This window comes from Mycolicibacterium agri (assembly GCF_002553505.1).
GTDB lineage: Bacteria > Actinomycetota > Actinomycetes > Mycobacteriales > Mycobacteriaceae > Mycobacterium > Mycobacterium agri.
In genome coordinates this window covers 1-15,886 of record NZ_PDCP01000061.1, presented here as the reverse complement: position 1 = coordinate 15,886, position 15,886 = coordinate 1, and the positions used below count along the sequence as shown (strand labels likewise).

Annotated in this window: 17 protein-coding genes; 8 read left to right on the top strand and 9 right to left on the bottom strand. The window is 67.0% G+C overall.

From position 1 onward, the window contains the following. Positions 1 to 53 precede the first annotated feature (53 nt). On the top strand, positions 54 to 1,193 hold the full coding sequence (locus CQY20_RS25020; RefSeq protein WP_097942770.1) for an acyl-CoA dehydrogenase family protein: 1,140 nt from the start codon (positions 54 to 56) through the stop codon (positions 1,191 to 1,193). Here the strand turns inward: CQY20_RS25020 and CQY20_RS25015 are convergent. Next, positions 1,190 to 2,122 (bottom strand): LLM class flavin-dependent oxidoreductase, encoded by a 933-nt coding sequence (locus tag CQY20_RS25015; RefSeq protein WP_097942769.1) that lies wholly within the window; start codon positions 2,120 to 2,122, stop codon positions 1,190 to 1,192. The two genes, CQY20_RS25020 and CQY20_RS25015, sit on opposite strands and share 4 nt — an antisense overlap. A 105-nt stretch (positions 2,123 to 2,227) precedes the next feature. Between CQY20_RS25015 and CQY20_RS25010 the strand changes: the two genes are divergently transcribed. Continuing rightward, on the top strand, positions 2,228 to 3,148 hold the full coding sequence (locus tag CQY20_RS25010; protein WP_097942768.1) for an LLM class F420-dependent oxidoreductase: 921 nt from the start codon (positions 2,228 to 2,230) through the stop codon (positions 3,146 to 3,148). A 2-nt stretch (positions 3,149 to 3,150) separates the two neighbouring features. Here CQY20_RS25010 and CQY20_RS25005 read toward each other — a convergent pair whose 3' ends face one another. Beyond that, positions 3,151 to 3,963: a PaaI family thioesterase gene (locus CQY20_RS25005; RefSeq protein WP_097942767.1), complete on the bottom strand. Its 813-nt coding sequence runs from the start codon at positions 3,961 to 3,963 to the stop codon at positions 3,151 to 3,153. Continuing rightward, on the bottom strand, positions 3,960 to 4,451 hold the full coding sequence (locus CQY20_RS25000; RefSeq protein ID WP_097942766.1) for a nuclear transport factor 2 family protein: 492 nt from the start codon (positions 4,449 to 4,451) through the stop codon (positions 3,960 to 3,962). Before CQY20_RS25000 ends, CQY20_RS25005 begins: the two co-directional genes overlap by 4 nt. 166 nt (positions 4,452 to 4,617) lie before the next feature. On the opposite strand from CQY20_RS25000, the gene CQY20_RS24995 reads away from it, so the two are divergent. Continuing rightward, positions 4,618 to 5,403 (top strand): glycoside hydrolase family 16 protein, encoded by a 786-nt coding sequence (locus tag CQY20_RS24995; protein ID WP_163700373.1) that lies wholly within the window; start codon positions 4,618 to 4,620, stop codon positions 5,401 to 5,403. Between the two features lie 13 nt (positions 5,404 to 5,416). On the opposite strand, the gene CQY20_RS24990 is transcribed toward CQY20_RS24995, so the two are convergent. Further along, entirely contained in the window at positions 5,417 to 7,240 is a 1,824-nt protein-coding gene (locus CQY20_RS24990; RefSeq protein ID WP_097942765.1) for an acyl-CoA dehydrogenase, read from the bottom strand. Positions 7,241 to 7,362: 122 nt separating this feature from the next. Next, a complete protein-coding gene (locus tag CQY20_RS24985; protein WP_097942788.1) occupies positions 7,363 to 8,040 on the bottom strand; it encodes a DUF427 domain-containing protein in 678 nt (225 codons plus the stop codon). Positions 8,041 to 8,227: 187 nt separating this feature from the next. Between CQY20_RS24985 and CQY20_RS24980 the strand changes: the two genes are divergently transcribed. Then, complete coding sequence (locus CQY20_RS24980) at positions 8,228 to 9,661, top strand: WS/DGAT/MGAT family O-acyltransferase (protein ID WP_165789295.1); 1,434 nt, start codon at positions 8,228 to 8,230, stop codon at positions 9,659 to 9,661. A 3-nt stretch (positions 9,662 to 9,664) separates the two neighbouring features. Here CQY20_RS24980 and CQY20_RS24975 read toward each other — a convergent pair whose 3' ends face one another. Beyond that, positions 9,665 to 9,928 (bottom strand): DUF2631 domain-containing protein, encoded by a 264-nt coding sequence (locus CQY20_RS24975; RefSeq protein WP_097942763.1) that lies wholly within the window; start codon positions 9,926 to 9,928, stop codon positions 9,665 to 9,667. A gap of 77 nt (positions 9,929 to 10,005) precedes the next feature. Here CQY20_RS24975 and CQY20_RS24970 point away from each other — a divergent pair, with 77 nt between their 5' ends. Beyond that, complete coding sequence (locus tag CQY20_RS24970; RefSeq protein ID WP_097942762.1) at positions 10,006 to 10,839, top strand: mycofactocin-coupled SDR family oxidoreductase; 834 nt, start codon at positions 10,006 to 10,008, stop codon at positions 10,837 to 10,839. Here the strand turns inward: CQY20_RS24970 and CQY20_RS24965 are convergent. Next, positions 10,832 to 12,124, bottom strand: a complete 1,293-nt coding sequence (locus CQY20_RS24965) for a cryptochrome/photolyase family protein (RefSeq protein WP_097942761.1) — start codon at positions 12,122 to 12,124, stop codon at positions 10,832 to 10,834. The genes CQY20_RS24970 and CQY20_RS24965 overlap by 8 nt on opposite strands. 100 nt (positions 12,125 to 12,224) lie before the next feature. Here CQY20_RS24965 and CQY20_RS24960 point away from each other — a divergent pair, with 100 nt between their 5' ends. Continuing rightward, positions 12,225 to 12,701, top strand: a complete 477-nt coding sequence (locus tag CQY20_RS24960) for a histidine kinase (protein WP_097942760.1) — start codon at positions 12,225 to 12,227, stop codon at positions 12,699 to 12,701. A gap of 26 nt (positions 12,702 to 12,727) precedes the next feature. Then, positions 12,728 to 13,525 carry a DUF4097 family beta strand repeat-containing protein gene (locus CQY20_RS24955; RefSeq protein ID WP_097942759.1) on the top strand — a complete coding sequence of 266 codons (798 nt, stop codon included), beginning with the start codon at positions 12,728 to 12,730 and terminating at the stop codon, positions 13,523 to 13,525. On the opposite strand, the gene CQY20_RS24950 is transcribed toward CQY20_RS24955, so the two are convergent. Together CQY20_RS24950 and CQY20_RS24945 are read right to left on the bottom strand one after the other, a co-directional pair. After that, the gene (locus CQY20_RS24950; RefSeq protein ID WP_097942758.1) at positions 13,522 to 13,965 is read right to left on the bottom strand and encodes a deazaflavin-dependent nitroreductase; all 444 of its coding nucleotides are present in this window, start codon (positions 13,963 to 13,965) and stop codon (positions 13,522 to 13,524) included. The genes CQY20_RS24955 and CQY20_RS24950 overlap by 4 nt on opposite strands. A 15-nt stretch (positions 13,966 to 13,980) precedes the next feature. Next, the gene (locus tag CQY20_RS24945) at positions 13,981 to 14,820 is read right to left on the bottom strand and encodes an NmrA family NAD(P)-binding protein (protein ID WP_097942757.1); all 840 of its coding nucleotides are present in this window, start codon (positions 14,818 to 14,820) and stop codon (positions 13,981 to 13,983) included. Positions 14,821 to 14,901: 81 nt separating this feature from the next. On the opposite strand from CQY20_RS24945, the gene sigI reads away from it, so the two are divergent. Then, positions 14,902 to 15,744, top strand: a complete 843-nt coding sequence (gene sigI, locus CQY20_RS24940; RefSeq protein ID WP_097942756.1) for an RNA polymerase sigma factor SigI — start codon at positions 14,902 to 14,904, stop codon at positions 15,742 to 15,744. Positions 15,745 to 15,886: the final 142 nt, after the last annotated feature.

Sequence of the window (15,886 nt, the reverse complement as noted above, 5' to 3'; positions counted from 1 at the left end):
TTCCTCTCTGCTGTCGCTTTACAGAATGGTTGTAAAGTGTCACGCTAGCACCGATGGACTTCTCGACCGTGACGCTGTCCGATGAAGACAGGGCATTCCGGGACGAGCTGCGCGCGTTCCTGCGCGAGATCGTGACCGACGAGGTGATCCGGCGTGACCGGCAGTCCGGCGAGAACTTCGATGAGGGCGTGCATCTCGCGCTCGGCAAGGCCGGGTATCTGGCCGCCGACTTCAAGCCGGAGGGCGAGGGCGGGTTCAGCCCGATCCGCAAACGCATCTGGGATCTGGAGATCGGGCGCGCACATACGCCGTGGTTCCACTGGGGCACCACGGCGATGGTCGCCCGCGCCGTGCAGCAATTCGGTTCGACCGAGCTGCAGGACGAGGTGCTGCCGCGCGTGCTGTCGGGGGAGTACCGGCTGTGTCTTGGTTACACCGAGCCGGAAGGCGGGTCGGACGTCGCGACCTGCAAGACGCGGGCGGTGCGCGACGGTGACGGCTGGATCATCAACGGCTCAAAGATGTTCACGTCGAACGCGCAGAACGCCGCCTACGTCTTCCTCATCACCAACACCGATCCGGCCGCGCCCAAGCACCAGAGCCTGACGATGTTCCTGGTGCTGCTGGACCGACCGGACGTGGAGATTCAGCCGCTGCGCACGGTGGACGGCGACCGCACCAACATCACCTACTACAGCGACGTTCGGGTGGAAGACCGGTACCGCATCGGCGAAGTCAACGGCGGCTGGACGGTGCTGCGCGAGGCGCTCAACGACGAGCACGGCACCGTCGAGCGCGGCGACGACGGACTGCAGAAGATCGCCACCATGAGCGAACACGTGACACTGCTGGCCGAGGCGGTGGACAAGGTCGCCGCGCTGGCGCCCGACGAGGAGTCGGTGCGCTTCCGGCTCGGCCGCGCCATCGCCCGCATGGAGGCGGCGATGAGCACTCCCGACATGTTCGGCCGGGTCGCCAATGCCCAAGTCATGCGGGAGGTTTCGCCGGATCTGATGGACATCCTCGGCACCGCGTCGAGTCTGCCCGTCGACGAAAAGGGCGCGGCGGCCGCGGGCGCGGCGGAGTACATCTTCCGGCTCGCGGGTCCGACAGGGATCTACGGCGGCACCCTCGAGGTCTTCCGCAACATGATCGCCCAGCACGCGCTCGGGCTGGGCAGGCCGCGAACCTAGAGCCGGTCGATCACCTGCGAGGCGAACAGGTCGAGCGTCTCGTCAGACCCGCGGTCGTGGGTGAACAGCACGATCTGCCCGAAGCCCATCTCCTGCAGTTCGTGCAGGCGGTCGACGATGGCGGGCGGCGTGCCGATCAGACCGCCCTCGTGCAGCCCGAAAGCCGGTATGCCGAACCGTTTTTCGGCGAGCTGTCGCACCGAGGGCAGTGCCGCGTCATTGGGGGCGAGCGCCATCACCGCCTCGACGGACAGCACGATGTCGTCGGGGTCGCGGCCGACGTCTGCGCAGATGTCCCGCAGCACCGATATCTTGCGGTCGAGCTCGCCGAGGGCGTAGGTCGGCACGTTCCACACGTCGGCGTAGCGCGCCACCAGCGGCAGCGTGTACTTCTCACCGACGCCGCCCACCACGATCGGCGGCCGGGGTGCGCGAGCCGCGCCGGGTTTGACCGGCATGTCCCGTATGGTGAAGTGCTTGCCCGCCAAGTCGATTCGCTCGTCGGCGAACGCCTGGTGCAGTATCTCCAGCGTCTCGCCGAGCCGTCCGGACCGCTGCACGAACGTGCCCCACTCCAGTCCCACCCGATCGTGCTCATCCTGGATGGAGCCGCTGCCGATGCCCAGCTGCAGCCGGCCCGCCGAGATCTGGTCCAGCGTGGCCGCCATCTTGGCCAGCACCGCGGGGTGCCGAAACTGGTTGCACAACACCATGTGCCCGACCTCGATGCGCTCCGTCCTGCTTAGCAGCGCGGTCGCCAGGGTCCACGCCTCGAGCGACGGATAGTCGGGAGCCCCTGGGGCGTAGAGGTGGTCGTAAAGCCACAACGAATCGATGCCCAGTTCCTCGCACCGATGCGCGCGATGCAGGATTTCGGGGAAAGTGAAGCCCATCTGCGGCAGGTAGACGCCGATCTCGGGTCTGGTCATGCGTGGGGACCGACCTTCCGTGGGTGGCAGGGTTGACCGTCCTACGAGTGGCATGGTAACGACATTCTCAAGATTGGAGAAGGTAATTCTGGGAGGCGACTGTCGATGCGGTTCACATTCACTCATCCGATGCACAGCCACCCCTACAACCCGGAATTGGTCACCGGCGCGGGCATTGCGACCGTCGCCGCCGCGGCCGAGATGGCGGGGTTTCACGGCGTCGGGTTCACCGACCACCCCGCGCCGTCACAGCGATGGCTCGAATCCGGTGGCCACGACGCGCTCGACCCGTTCGTGGCAATGGGTTTCGCCGCCGCGAGGACGACCATGCTGCGGCTCATCCCCAACATCGTCGTGTTGCCCTACCGTAACCCCTTTGTGGTCGCGAAGTCCGGTGCGACGCTCGACATGCTGTCCGAAGGACGGTTCACACTGGCGGTCGGTGTCGGCTATCTGAAGCGGGAATTCGCCGCGCTCGGGGTTGACTTTGACGAGCGCGCGGCGTTGTTCGAAGAGGCGCTCGAGGTGATCCGCGCCATCTGGACCGGCGATGACGTGTCCTACGAAGGCCGTCACTTCTCCGCCAAGGGCATCACCGCGCATCCGCGTCCGGTCAGCACTCCGCACCCGCCGATCTGGATCGGCGGCAACACCGCCGCCGCGCGGGCCCGGGTGGTCGCGTACGGCGACGGGTGGTGTCCGTTCCCCGCGCCGGTCGTGCTCGCGCAGACGGCGAGGACAGCGGCCTTGGACTCGATTGAGGCGTTGGCCGACGGCATCACCGATCTGCGGCGCCGCTGCGACGCCGCCGGACGCGACTGGTCGCGGATCGACATCACGTTCAGCAACATCGGCGCGGGCGCTCCCGGCGACGAGGACTTCAACGCTGACGCCTACCTGTCCGGGCTGGAAAAGCTTGCGGCGGCGGGCGTTACCTGGGTTCAGGTGCAGGTGCCCGGCGACAGTCTTGCTCACGCGGTGGAAGCGATCGAACGCTTCGGCGCCACTGTGATCGCCGCGGCATAGCTCTACCGGTATGCGGTGACCCGCGCGATCAGGGCAACTTCACCGTCGGCGCCGACGGCCTGTGCGTCGGCCACACCGCTGCGTCGACCGACCCGCAAAACGCTTCCCACATAACGTGATTGATCCCCGGCGAGAAACTGGCGCAGATAGTTCACCCGCAGCGACGCCGTGTGCAGCGGCTCGTCGACGCGGCCGGCGTTGAGCGCTGCCGATGCCGCGAGCTCGAGCCCAGCCGCGGAGACGCCGCCGTGCACGATGCCGAGGCTGTTGTTGAGCACCGGGTTCTCGCGCTGTCGTATCACATCGGTGTCGTCGAGTTCTAGCGCCATGATGTCGGCCAGCTCGGTCGGCCGCTGCTCGTCATCGGCGGTGAGCGGCGGCCATTCCTGCGCGAATTCGCCTGGGTGCGTGATGTATACCGAGCGGACGGTGCCGACGGCGATCACCGTGTCGCCGACGGTGATCTCGCAACTGCCGAGCGCGGAGCGCTCTCGTGTTCCGGTCGGCCGTGCGGTCGCCACCGCCACACTCGACGGGTCTGCGGCGACGACATCCAACGCGCCCGGCGCGATTTCGAGGGTCAGCTCGCTTGTCACCGTCCACTCGTCGGCGGCCCGGCGGTAGTGGTTGACCAGGCCTGCGGCATGATCGACCAGCACCGCCAGGGGTCCGACGGTGGGCAGCCCGGTGACCGGATTGACCAGTCCCGCGAGCGGCATCGAGCTGACGAACGGATCAGGGCTGTCGGCGACCTGAGCGATGCCGAAACGGCCCAGCGCGCTGTTCACCGGATAGGTGACCGGGGTTTCGGTCATTGCATCACCCGGCGTGCGGCTTTCCCGACAGCCCGACGGATGCGGGCAGAGAGGTACACCGCGAACAGACCGTTGAAGACGTCTTCGCGCAGCCGGGTCAGCGTGGAGCTGGTGAACACCCACGCGCCGTCGATCTTCGCGTAGTTCTCGGTGTAGTGGCCGTAGCCGCGCAGATTCACGCCCGGCCCGAAGCGCACGACGTCCTCCAGCGCCCACACGCCGCGCGCGGTCGTCGGCGAGGTCAGTTCGATCTCCGGGGCGTGCACCTGGTGCACGGTCGGCTGGTTGCGCAGGCTTTTGCGGGTGAAGGCGACGAACTCGTCGGCGCCGGTGATGACCTTGCCGCCCGCCCGCGAAGTGTCGGAGACGAAGTCGTCGGCGAAGAGTCGGCGCCATCCCTGCCAGTCCTTGGTGTCCAGCAGCCTGCAGTAGCGGGCCTTGAGCTGCTTGATCGCCTCGATCTCGCCCAGAGTGCTCGCGTCGTCCACATCGGAAGCGTGACAGTTGCGCGTGCAGTTGTAAAGTTTCCGATGCCCTCACCAGCGCTTTCGGCGTGGTTTGTACCGCTGACCGATGCTTTGCACGCCGAAACCGCAACCGGATCGCGAGAGGCGACTTGCATCCTGTCCGACTTTGCGGCTTGTATGTCTAGTCATGCCTCAGTTGGATCGTCGCAGCATGATGGTCATGGCCGGATTCGGTCTGCTGTCAGCGGTAATGCCCATCCCCAGTGCCCGCGCGGCCGACAAGTACGTGTTCGAGGACGATTTCGACGGGCCGGCAGGCTCGGCGCCCGATCGGTCCAAGTGGATGATCTCGAAGGCGCGCGAGACCATGAAGGACCCCACGTACTGGGAGTTGCCGGAGAACGTCGGCCAGTACCGCGACGACCGCCGCAACGTGTACCTCGACGGTAAGTCCAACCTCGTCATCAAGGCGTTCAAAGAGGGCGACAGGTATTACGGCGGCAAGGTCAACACCACGTGGGAAGGCACCATCGGGACCACCTGGGAGGCCCGCATCAAGCTCGAATGCCTGACCGCAGGCTGCTGGCCCGCCTTCTGGCTCTCCAGCGACGCCGACGGTGAGGTCGACCTCGTGGAGTGGTACGGCAACGGCGAATGGCCGTCGGCGACGACCGTGCACACCAAGGCGAACGGCTCGGAGTGGGCCACACAGAACATCTCGCTGGACTCCGCGTGGCACACCTGGCGCGTCAAGTGGGACGAGTCCGGCATGAAATTCTGGAAGGACTACACCGACGGGGCCGCGCCGTACTTCGAGGTGCCGGCGTATTCATTGGCCGACTGGCCGTTCAACAACCCCGGCTACAAGCTCTTTCCGATCTTGAACCTCGCGGTCGCCGGCTCCGGCGGCGGCGATCCCGGTCCGGGAACGTACCCGGCCCAGATGCTGGTCGACTGGATTCGCGTCTGGTAATCCCGCCGACGGGTCAGAACGCCTCTTCCGGCAGCTCCATGAGTTCGCCGTCGATGTCCTCGATGACCGACCGCACTGCGGAGAGGTGCGGCAGCACGTTCGCCGCGAAGAACGTCGCCGCCGCGATCTTGCCGTGATAGAACGGCTCGTCTTTGCCTGCCGCCAGGGCCGCGGTCGCGATGTCGGCCTGTGCCAGTAGCCGCCAGCCGATGAGCAGGTCACCGACGGCCAGCAGGAAGCGCACCGACGCCAGCCCGACCTTGTAGATCTCGGTGGGCTTCTCCGACGCCGACATCAGATAGCTCGTCAGGGCGCCCGTCATCGCCTGGACGTCGTTGAGCGCCGTGCGCAGTTGCTCGGCCTGCTGCTTGAGGCTGGCGTCGCAGTTTTCGATCGTGTCGGCCACCTGCGCTGCCACATGCGCCAGCGCCTGGCCGTGATCGCGGACGATCTTGCGGAAGAAGAAGTCCATCGCCTGGATCGCCGTCGTGCCCTCATACAGCGAGTCGATCTTCGAGTCCCGGATGTACTGCTCGATCGGATAGTCCTGCAGGAACCCCGACCCTCCGAACGTCTGCAGCGACTCGGTGAGGATCTCGTAGGCCCGCTCCGAGCCCACGCCCTTGACCACCGGAAGCAGCAGGTCGTCGACGCGGTGCGCCAGATCCGGGTCGGCACCCGAAACCAGCTGTGCCACATCGCTGTTCTGATGGGCGGCGGCATACATGTACAGCGCGCGCAAGCCCTCGGCGTAGGCCTTCTGCGTCATCAGGCTACGCCGCACGTCGGGATGGTGCATGATCGTCACTCGCGGCGCGGTCTTGTCCGTCATCTGCGTCATGTCCGCGCCCTGCACACGGGTCTTGGCGTATTCCAACGCGTTCAGATAGCCCGTCGACAACGTTCCCGTTGCCTTCACCCCGATCGTCATCCTGGCGTGCTCGATCACGGTGAACATCTGCGCGATGCCGTTGTGAACGTCGCCGACCAGATAGCCGACCGCTGGTATGCCGTGCCCGCCGAACGTCAACTCGCATGTGGGGGAGGACTTCAACCCCATCTTGTGCTCGAGATTGGTGGCGAAAACACCATTGCGGGTGGTGATTTCGAGAGTATCGGGGTCGAAGAGGTACTTCGGAACATAGAACAGGCTCAAGCCCTTGGTGCCCGGCGCGGCGCCCTCGGGGCGCGCCAGCACCAGATGGAAGATGTTCTCCGCGGAGTCGCCGACGTCGCCGCCGGAGATGAACCGCTTGACTCCCTCGATATGCCACGTGCCGTCGGGTTGCGCAATGGCCTTCGCGCGGCCCGCGCCGACGTCGGAGCCGGCGTCGGGCTCGGTCAGCACCATCGTCGCCGCCCAGCCTCGCTCTAGACCCTTTGCGGCCCAACGGATCTGTTGTTCGTTTCCTTCGGTGGCCAGCGAATGCGCCATCGCCGGGCCGAGAGCCCACCAGAAGCCGGCCGACGGGTTGGCGCACAACAGCATCTCGTTGATGGCCCATGTCAGCGCGGCGGGCGCCGGGACTCCGCCGACTCTTTCGTCGAGGCCGATTCGCCACCATTCGGCGTCCTTGACGGCCTGCACCGACTTGGCCAATTCGGCTGGGACGGAGACGGTGTGGTTCTGAGGGTCGAACTCCGGAGGGTTGCGATCGGCATCGGCGAACGAGTCGGCCACCGGCCCTTCCGCGAGGCGCGCGACTTCGTCGAGCATGGTGCGGACGGTGTCGGTGTCGAGATCGCCGTAGCCGCCGGCTTCAAGAACCCGGTTCAGCTGCAACACTTCGAACAGGTTGAACTCGATGTCGCGAACATTGGCGATGTAGTGGCCCACAACAGTTTCCCTTCACACTGGCAACTGACCAAAGTGTGTGTGACCAGGGAAAACGTACGCAACCGTAACCTACGGTGACGGAACCGTAGGGTACGAGGTCGCGGGGGTGGATGTGACGCGCGTCATATCGTCGGCAGCTCGGCGCGGACGTCGGCGCGTGATGCGTCGAAGCTGAAAAAGCCTTTGATGGGCGAGGTTTCGGGCATCGGATCGTCGTAGCTCCACGCGACGTCGGCGACGACAGTCCCGTCGATGACGGCCGACCAGTACGTGGCATAGCCCTTGTAGTTGCAGTAGCTGCTCGTCTTCGAGCGGCGCAACAGATCCGTGTGCACATGCGACGGGTCGACGTAAAGCACTGGGGCGAGCGCGGTCTCGAAGACGATCGTCGTGTCGGTGGTGTCCACCAACGTCGTGCCCGCGATGTCGACGCGCAGCCGCCGAGTCGTCGGGCGGCAGTCGACGCGGTGATACGGGTTGGGCGGATAGTGCACCAGCTTGCGGCCCTCCTCCAGCCAGGTGTCCACCGCATCCCACGGGACGTGCACGTAGCCCGGCGCGTCCCGAACCGGTTCCGACGGAAGGTCGCCGACCTCGTCGACCGGAAACGCGTAGCTGAGCGGATGGTCGCGGCGGTGCACCATCAGCGCCCGCTCGGTGTCGAGCACGACGGTTCCGGCGCGGTACGCCTGGATGCGACGCGGATGCGGCTCGAGGAAAACCATTTCGCCGGGCAGGGGCGGTGAAAACCAGCCTGCCGGATCCTTGCTCAGCGGTCCGCGCCCGGCGACAAGACTCATCGTCCCCCTCCGATCATCACGCCCACGCCTCACTGTCAGCTTTACCAGTCAGCTTTACAAAGGCGCAGTCGACTGTCACGGCCGGGTCGATATTTCGACGAACCGCGCCTGCCGAACCGGGAGAAGGAGTGCAATTGCGGGTACAGAAGTCGACAGAAGTCGGGAGTCGTCGACGGATGGGGTGGGCGTGAAGCGGCTGAATGGTGTGGACGCATTGATGCTGTACACCGAGACACCCGAAGTGCACATGCACACGCTGAAGATCGGTGTGCTCGACGTGTCCAGGGTCAGCGGGGGATTCAGCTTCGACCTGTTTCGCGAGGTGGCGTTCCCGCGGTTGCAGGCCATGGCGCCGCTGCGCTACCAGCTCGTCGACATCCCGCTGAAGCTGCACCACCCGATGTGGGTCGTCAACGACCACATCGACTTCGACTACCACGTCCGGCGGGCGCGCGTGCCCGCCCCCGGCGGCCGCCGGGAACTCGACCAGTTGATCGGCGAGATCGCCAGCACGCCGCTGGACCGCAGCCGCCCGCTGTGGGAGATGTACGTCGCCGAGGGACTGGCCGACGACCGCGTCGCGATCATCGAAAAGGTGCACCACGTGCTGGCCGACGGCATGGCGTCGGCGAACCAGATGGCCAGGGCGATCGCGCCGCACGGGCCGTCCGAGGTGATCGGCATGCTGGACGAGCCCGATATCGCCCGCACCCGCGCTGCCCTGCTCAAGGCCGCCGCGGGAGATCATGTGGGGCTGATTCGCAAGCTGCCGCCGCTGATGAGAGAGACGGCCACGGGGGTGTCACGGGTGCGGCGGCGCGCCAAGGAGCGCGGCCGGCATCCCGACCTCGCGCGCAACTTCGCCCCGCCGGACTGTTTCCTCAGCCATGTGGTGACGCCCGGCCGCCGGTTCGCGACGGCGCCGCTGGCGCTGGCCGACGTCAAGGAAACGGGGCGCGCGCTCGGCGTCACCGTAAACGACATGGTGTTGGCGATGGCCGCGGGCGCGCTGCGTACGCTGCTGCTGCGGTACGACGGCAAGGCCGACGAGCCGCTCATCGCGGGCGTGCCGATCAGCACCAACCCGTCGCGGGACCGGTTGGCGGGCAACGAGTTCACCTACATGACGCCGTCGCTTGCGGTGCATGTCGACGATCCGCTGGAGCGCGTCAGGCTGACCGCGACGGCGACGGCGATCGCCAAGGAGAACCACCAGCTGCTCGGGCCGATGCTGCTGCCGGCCTGGATGTCGTATCTGCCGCCTGCGCTGGCGCCGCCGTTCTTCCGGACGCAGGCAAGGCGCCTCGAGTCGGCCAGCGTCATGAACCTGACGATCTCCAATGTCCCCGGGCCCCGCGAACGCGGTGTGATCGAGGGCGCCGTCGTCAGCGAGATCTATTCGGTGGGCCCGGTCGTCAGCGGTAGCGGCATGAACATCACCGTGTGGAGCTACGTCGACCAGTTGGCGATCTCGGTGCTCACCGACGACCGAACGCTGGATGACCCGCACGAGGCGACCGACGCCATGCTCGACGCGTTCACGGAGATCCGGGCGGCCGCAGGCATCACCGGCGACCTGACGCCGGTCGGGGAGACGCTGCCGCTGGCCGCGGCAACCTGAGAACTACCGGTACCAGCCGCGGCGCCGCATCCACCAGTCGCGGGCGACGACGGCGAGGATGAGCAGGGCGAACACGATCAGGAACGCGTCTTCGACGTGGCCGACGTGGTTGCCGCGCAGCATCGCCAGCAGGAAGATCGCGGCGAGGATCCCGCCGATGTGGATCGCCTTGGGATTCTCCTTGGACCAGCCCCATGCCGCCGAGGGCACGTCCTCGACGTCGACACCGTTGGTCGGGTCCCGCTCCTCCAACTCGGTGCTCACCACGGCTGCTCCTCACGGTCGGCTCAGTGCTGCCCACATTCTGACATGGCCTACTACACAGCGCCGTAGTGTGGTGCCCCATGGCGGGACAGTTCGACGGGAAGGTCGTGTTCATCACGGGTGCGGCCCGCGGTCAGGGCCGCACGCACGCGGTGCGGTTTGCCGAGGAGGGCGCCGACGTCATCGCTGTCGATCTGTGCGGACAGATCGACAGCGTGGCCTATCCGATGGCGAGTCGCGATGACCTCGACGAGACCGTGCGGCTCGTCGAGAAGACCGGTCGGCGCATCGTCGCCGGGCAGTGCGACGTGCGCGACTACGAGCGGCTTCAGGACGTCGTCGCCAATGGCGTCGCCGAACTCGGCCGACTCGACTACGTCGTGGCCAATGCAGGCATCTTTCCGGCGGTGGGGCAGCAGCGCCTCGACATCAGTGCGTTCGTCGACGCCATCGACGTCAACCTCAAGGGCGTCTACTTCACGATCGAGGCGGCACTGCCCGCACTGCTGCGCAACGACGACGGCGGCGCGATCGTCATCACCAGCTCGGCGGCCGCGTTCAAGTCGGTCAGCACCACGTTCGACACCATCAGCCACGGCGCCGCGGGCTACACCGCCGCCAAGCACGGCGTGATCGGGGTGATGCGGCACTACGCAACGTCATTGGCGGAGAAGAACATTCGCGTCAACTCGGTGCACCCGGGCGGGGTGGCAACGCCGATGATCATCAACGAGGCGATGGGGCAGCTGATTGGTGACCAACCCGAGTTCGGGGCGGCGCAGCAACCGAAGCTGTCCATGCCGCCGATGGAGCCCGACGTGGTCACCGACGCGATCTTCTATCTGTGCGGCGCGTCGGGTCGGTATCTGACCGGGGTCGCGCTGCCGCTGGACGCCGGCCTGACGCTCAAGTGATGGCGCTGTAGCGGCGCAGCGCCTCGGCGCGTTCGGCCTTGTGGTCGACGATCGGGTCGGGGTAGTCGGCGGTGCCCAGTTCGGGGATCCAGCGCCGGACGTAGGCGCCGTCGGGGTCGAACTTCTCGCCTTGGGTCGTCGGGTTGAACACCCGGAAGAAAGGTGCGGCGTCGGTGCCCGTGCCCGCCACCCACTGCCATCCGTGCTGGTTGTTGGCCATGTCGCCGTCGACCAACTGCTCGAGGAACCAGCGGGCGCCCCACTGCCACGGCAGATGCAGGTCCTTGACCAGAAACGACGCGACGATCATCCGCACCCGGTTGTGCATCCAGCCGGTTTCGGCGAGTTGACGCATGCCTGCATCGACGATCGGGAAGCCGGTCCGCCCGGCCTTCCACGCCTCGAACGACTTCTTTGCGGCCGCGTTCTCGTTGCGTTGCATCGAGTCGAAGTTGCTGTTCCAGTTCCACCATGCGCTGCGTGGCCACTCGTTGAGCACCGAGGCGTAGAAATCGCGAAATGCCAATTCCCGCAGGTACGCTTGCGCACCCTTGCCCGTGCCGAGGTCCTGCGCCATGGTGCGCGGATGGATGGTGCCGAACTTCAGATGCGCCGATATCCGGCTGGTGGCAGGCAGATCCGGTCGGTTGCGGCGCTCGGCGTAGTCGGCCAGCGCGTCCTCGACGAACGCTTTCCACTGCTCGCGTGCGGCTTTCTCGCCTGCGGGCAGGTCGAGTTCGACTCCGGTGTCGGGGATTTCGACACCTCCGTCGAGGTCGGCCGGGTCGATCCAGCAAGCAGACTCCGGCCCGGTCCTCGCCGGTGAACGCCAGCCGCCTTTGCGCCATGCCGAGAAAAACGGCGTGAACACCTTGTAGGGCTCGCCGTCGTCCTTGGCGATCCGGCCGGGTGAGACGAGATACGGGGAACCGGATGCCTCCAGGGGGATGTCGCCGAGGGCCTCCCGCACGGCGTCGTCGCGGCGCCGGCCGAACGGGGTGAAGTCGGCCGAGACGTGCACAGCGGTGGCGCCGACCGCCTGGGCGAGCCGCGGGATCTCGACCTCGGGCCGGCCTTCGGTGACCATCAGGCGACCGGCGAGCGCTTCGCGCAGTTCGCGCAGCGCGTCGTAGAGGTATTGCAGCCGCCGCGGCCCCGACGACGCCTTGAGCCGCGGGTCGAGGACGTAGCCGGCCAGCACCTGGCCGTCGGCCTCGGCGGCATCGAGCAGCGGCGGCAGGTCAGACAGCCGCAGATCCCGCCGGAACCACAACATCGTCGGCATGCCAAGAAGCTGCCCGTTATTGCGGCTGGGGAAACAGCGTCTCGAAGGTGCGCACCACTTTGCCATTGCTGTGACATCAAAATGATGTCATCATGACATTATGAACTTGCAGTCGTACGTGGACGCGGTGCGCCACGAACTCGGCGTCGCGGCAGCCGCGGGCGGACCCGACGCCGAGGCGCTCGCGGATCGGCTGACCGCGCCGCTTGATTCGGCGATCCGCCTCGCACTGCTCGAGGCACTGTCGGATGCCGCGGAAGAGATCACCAGGGAACTGGCGCCCGCCTCGGTGGAGGTACGCCTGCGCGGACGCGACCCGGAGTTCACGGTGAGCGCGGGCGCCGAGGCCGAGCATGAGCCCGTCCATCCGGTGCCGGAATCCGACGACGACGGCGGCGGCACGTGGCGCGTGACGCTGCGGCTGCCGGAGAGCCTTCGGTCTCCGGTCGACGCGGCCGCTCGCGCCGAAGGCCTTTCGGTGAATGCGTGGCTGGTGCGCGCGGTCGCCTCCGCGCTGGGCGGCAGGCGTCGGCCGAGGGGCAACACCGACAGGTTCTTCAGCGGCTGGGTCCACTGAGCACGTCAATCATTCGAGGGGAAATCATGCCGACCTTCGCCACGCCGCAGCCGATCACCGCCGTCGTCGAGATCGTGAGCGGATCGGTGCAGATGACCGCGGCCGATCGCGACGACACTGTCGTCCAGGTCCGCCCGCGGGACCCTAATCGCGCTTCGGACGTCCGGGCAGCGGAGAAGACGCGCGTCGAATTTCGCAACGGCACGCTCACCGTTGCGGCGAGCACGCGGTTGATCTCGCTCGGCGGCGCTGTCAATGTCGACATCGAGCTGCCCTCGCGTTCGCGCCTCGACGTGTCGTCGGTTTCTGCTCGGTTGCAAGCCGATGGCGCGTTTGGCGACTGCCGTTATGCGGCGGCCAGCGGTGCCGCCACCATCGAAGCGATCACCGGAAATCTGAAGTCCGACAGCACTTCTGGTGGTATCTCGGTCGACGTCCTTACCGGCGATGCGGCCGTGTCGACCGCATCCGGTGACGTCACCATCGGCCAGCTCACCGGCGAAGCCAGGTTCCGGGCGTCCAGCGGCTCGCTGTCGGTCCGGCGGCTTCGCGGCGCGGTGCATGCGCAGACCGCGTCCGGAGACGTGACGGTGGCCGCGGCGGTCAACGGCGAGGTTTCGGTGCAAACAGGCAGCGGAGAGGTCGAGGTGGGCATCGAGGAGGGCACCGCGGCTCGACTCGAACTGCGAACCCACTCGGGCACGGTGCGCAACGACCTCCAACCCACCGACGGGCCGGGCCAGGCCGAGGAGACCCTGGCTGTGAAGGTTCTGACGGCCTCGGGCAACATCACGGCGCGACGCGCGACGGTGGCGGCCGTCTAGTTAACCGGGTCGAACCGGAACACCGTCAATTGCCCTGCGAGCGCCTCGAATTCGTCGGGAGTGCCATCGTGTACCAGACCCGACCGCTTCGCGAACCCCACACCGACGGGAACCTGGGCCGGGAACGCACGCAGGACGGGTCGCGCTTCCTCGGCGTCGAGTTCGACGATCTTGACGCGCCACGACCTGCGGCCCCGGCTCAGCGTGCCGATGCCTGCAGCCCTGGCGTTGGCAGCCCAGTCGGCGCCGGGATATCCGGCGACCGTGTACAAGTCGCCGCGGTAGGTGAACGGAGTCATCGGAGTGCTGCGCAGCCGTCCGGTCTTGCGTCCGGGGACGGTGAGAACCATCGCGGCTCCCGTCGGGATACCGAGTTTGTGCAGACCCTTGACGAGTCGATTCATCGGCTTCAGATAACGGGGCGGCGTCGGCTGCGACATGTGTTGTCTCCCTTCTCAGTTGGTGAGCAGACCGCGGTTGGCGGCGATTGCGTCGCCGAAGCTCTGCGGTGGACGGCCGAGAATCTTCTCCGCGTCGTGCGTGACCAGCGCGGGCTTGGTGAGGGTCGCCTCGAGCAGACCCATGTACGCGTCGGCGAATTCGGCCGGGAACCCGATGTGGATGAAGCGCCGACGGACGAGATCGGCGGGCAGTTCGCGATAGCGCAGCGGGCGGCCGAGCACGCCGCCGATGACGTCGACCAGTTGGGCGTTGGTGAAGGCCTGCGGCCCGGTCAGTGGAATCCGCTGGTCCACAAGGTCATCGGTGAGCAACGCCGCTGCGGCGACGGCTGAGATGTCGCTGTCGACGATGGGCGCGGTCGACGCGCACGCATAGGGGCCGCTGACGACATCGCCGGCCCTGATCTGCGGTGCCCACATGCCGAAGAAGTTGCTCGCGAACACCGTCGGGCGCAGGCTGACCCACTCCAATCCCGAATCGATCGCGTACTGCTCGACTTCCTTGTTGCGGTCGCCGCGGAATCGCGACGGCTGACGAGCGAAGTCGTCGTCGGCGTTGATGGCCGACAACGCGACCAATCGGGTGACCCCCTCGCGGCGTGCCGCGTCGACGACGGACGCGAGCTCGTCGCCGAGGGCCCGCGAATTCAGAAACACGGCGGATGCGCCGCGCAGACCGTCCGTCGCCGAACCGGCGACCTCGACACCGCCGGGGAACTGGGCGGCCGCGGGGTTACGCGTGACCGCGCGGACCCGTGCGCCCGCCGCCGCGAGCAGAGCGACCAGGGGTCGGCCGACGTTTCCGGTTGCGCCCGTGACGAGAATTGCTTTCATGCAACCAAGGACGGCGTTGCGTCGGCGAAAGTTACATCCGCTCGGCCGTAACTTTTCGTCGCGCCCTTTCGTCGTAGAGCTATGACGCAATCGCCTGCGGTGGAGGCGGCCTGGCGCAGCCACCGCCCGTACCTGGTGAATCTCGCCTACCAGATGCTCGGCGATGTGGGGGAAGCCGAGGACGTCGCGCAGGAGGCGTTCCTGCGGTTGTCACGCGCCGACGTCGACGCGATCGACGATGTGCGCGGCTGGCTCACCGTGGTCGCCGGGCGACTGTGCCTCGATCAGCTCAGGTCAAGCCGCACCAGGCACGAACGACCCGACGGCATGGAGCGGGCCGATATGGCGTCGACCGAGCCCGACCCAGCTGACCGCGTCACGCTCGACGACGAGGTCCGCGCGGCCATGTTGGAAGTGCTGCGGCGGCTCTCGCCCGGGGAGCGGGTGTCGTTCGTGCTGCACGACATCTTCGGGATGCCGTTCGGCGAAATCGCCGCGGCGGTCGGTCGGCCCGTCGGCACCTGTCGCCAACTGGCGCGGCGCGCACGCGGAAAGTTCGCCGACGCCGCACCGCGGCTGGCAGATGTGGCCGCGTCTGAACATCAGCTCGTCACCGAACGCTTCATCACGGCGTGCGCCAACGGGGACTTGGACGCATTGACCGCGGTGCTTGACCCGGCGGTGTGGGGAGTCGCGACACTTCTCAGCGGCAAGGCGCCGCGGTCCCAGCGCAGCGAGGGACGAGATGCGGTGGGCCGCAGGCTGATTCGCTATCTCGGTCGTGGCGCAACGCTCGTCAGCGGCTCGGTCTCCGAGCCGGTCGTGTTCGCGTTCCGCGATCGGCGGTTGTTCGCGGTGCTCGTGTTGACGCTCCGCCAGGGGCGCGTGCACAAGATCGAGGCGACCGTCGACCCCCGCCCGTAGCCCTCTAGCCCTCAAGGGGGTCACCCCATTTCCCGCGAGCAGACGCTCGTGCCCGCAAAAGCCCAGGCGATTTCTGGGGGTGATTGCAACAGCCACCTTGTTGGAGGTTGTTGTGTATCTGAAGGCTTATCCCTGGATTATG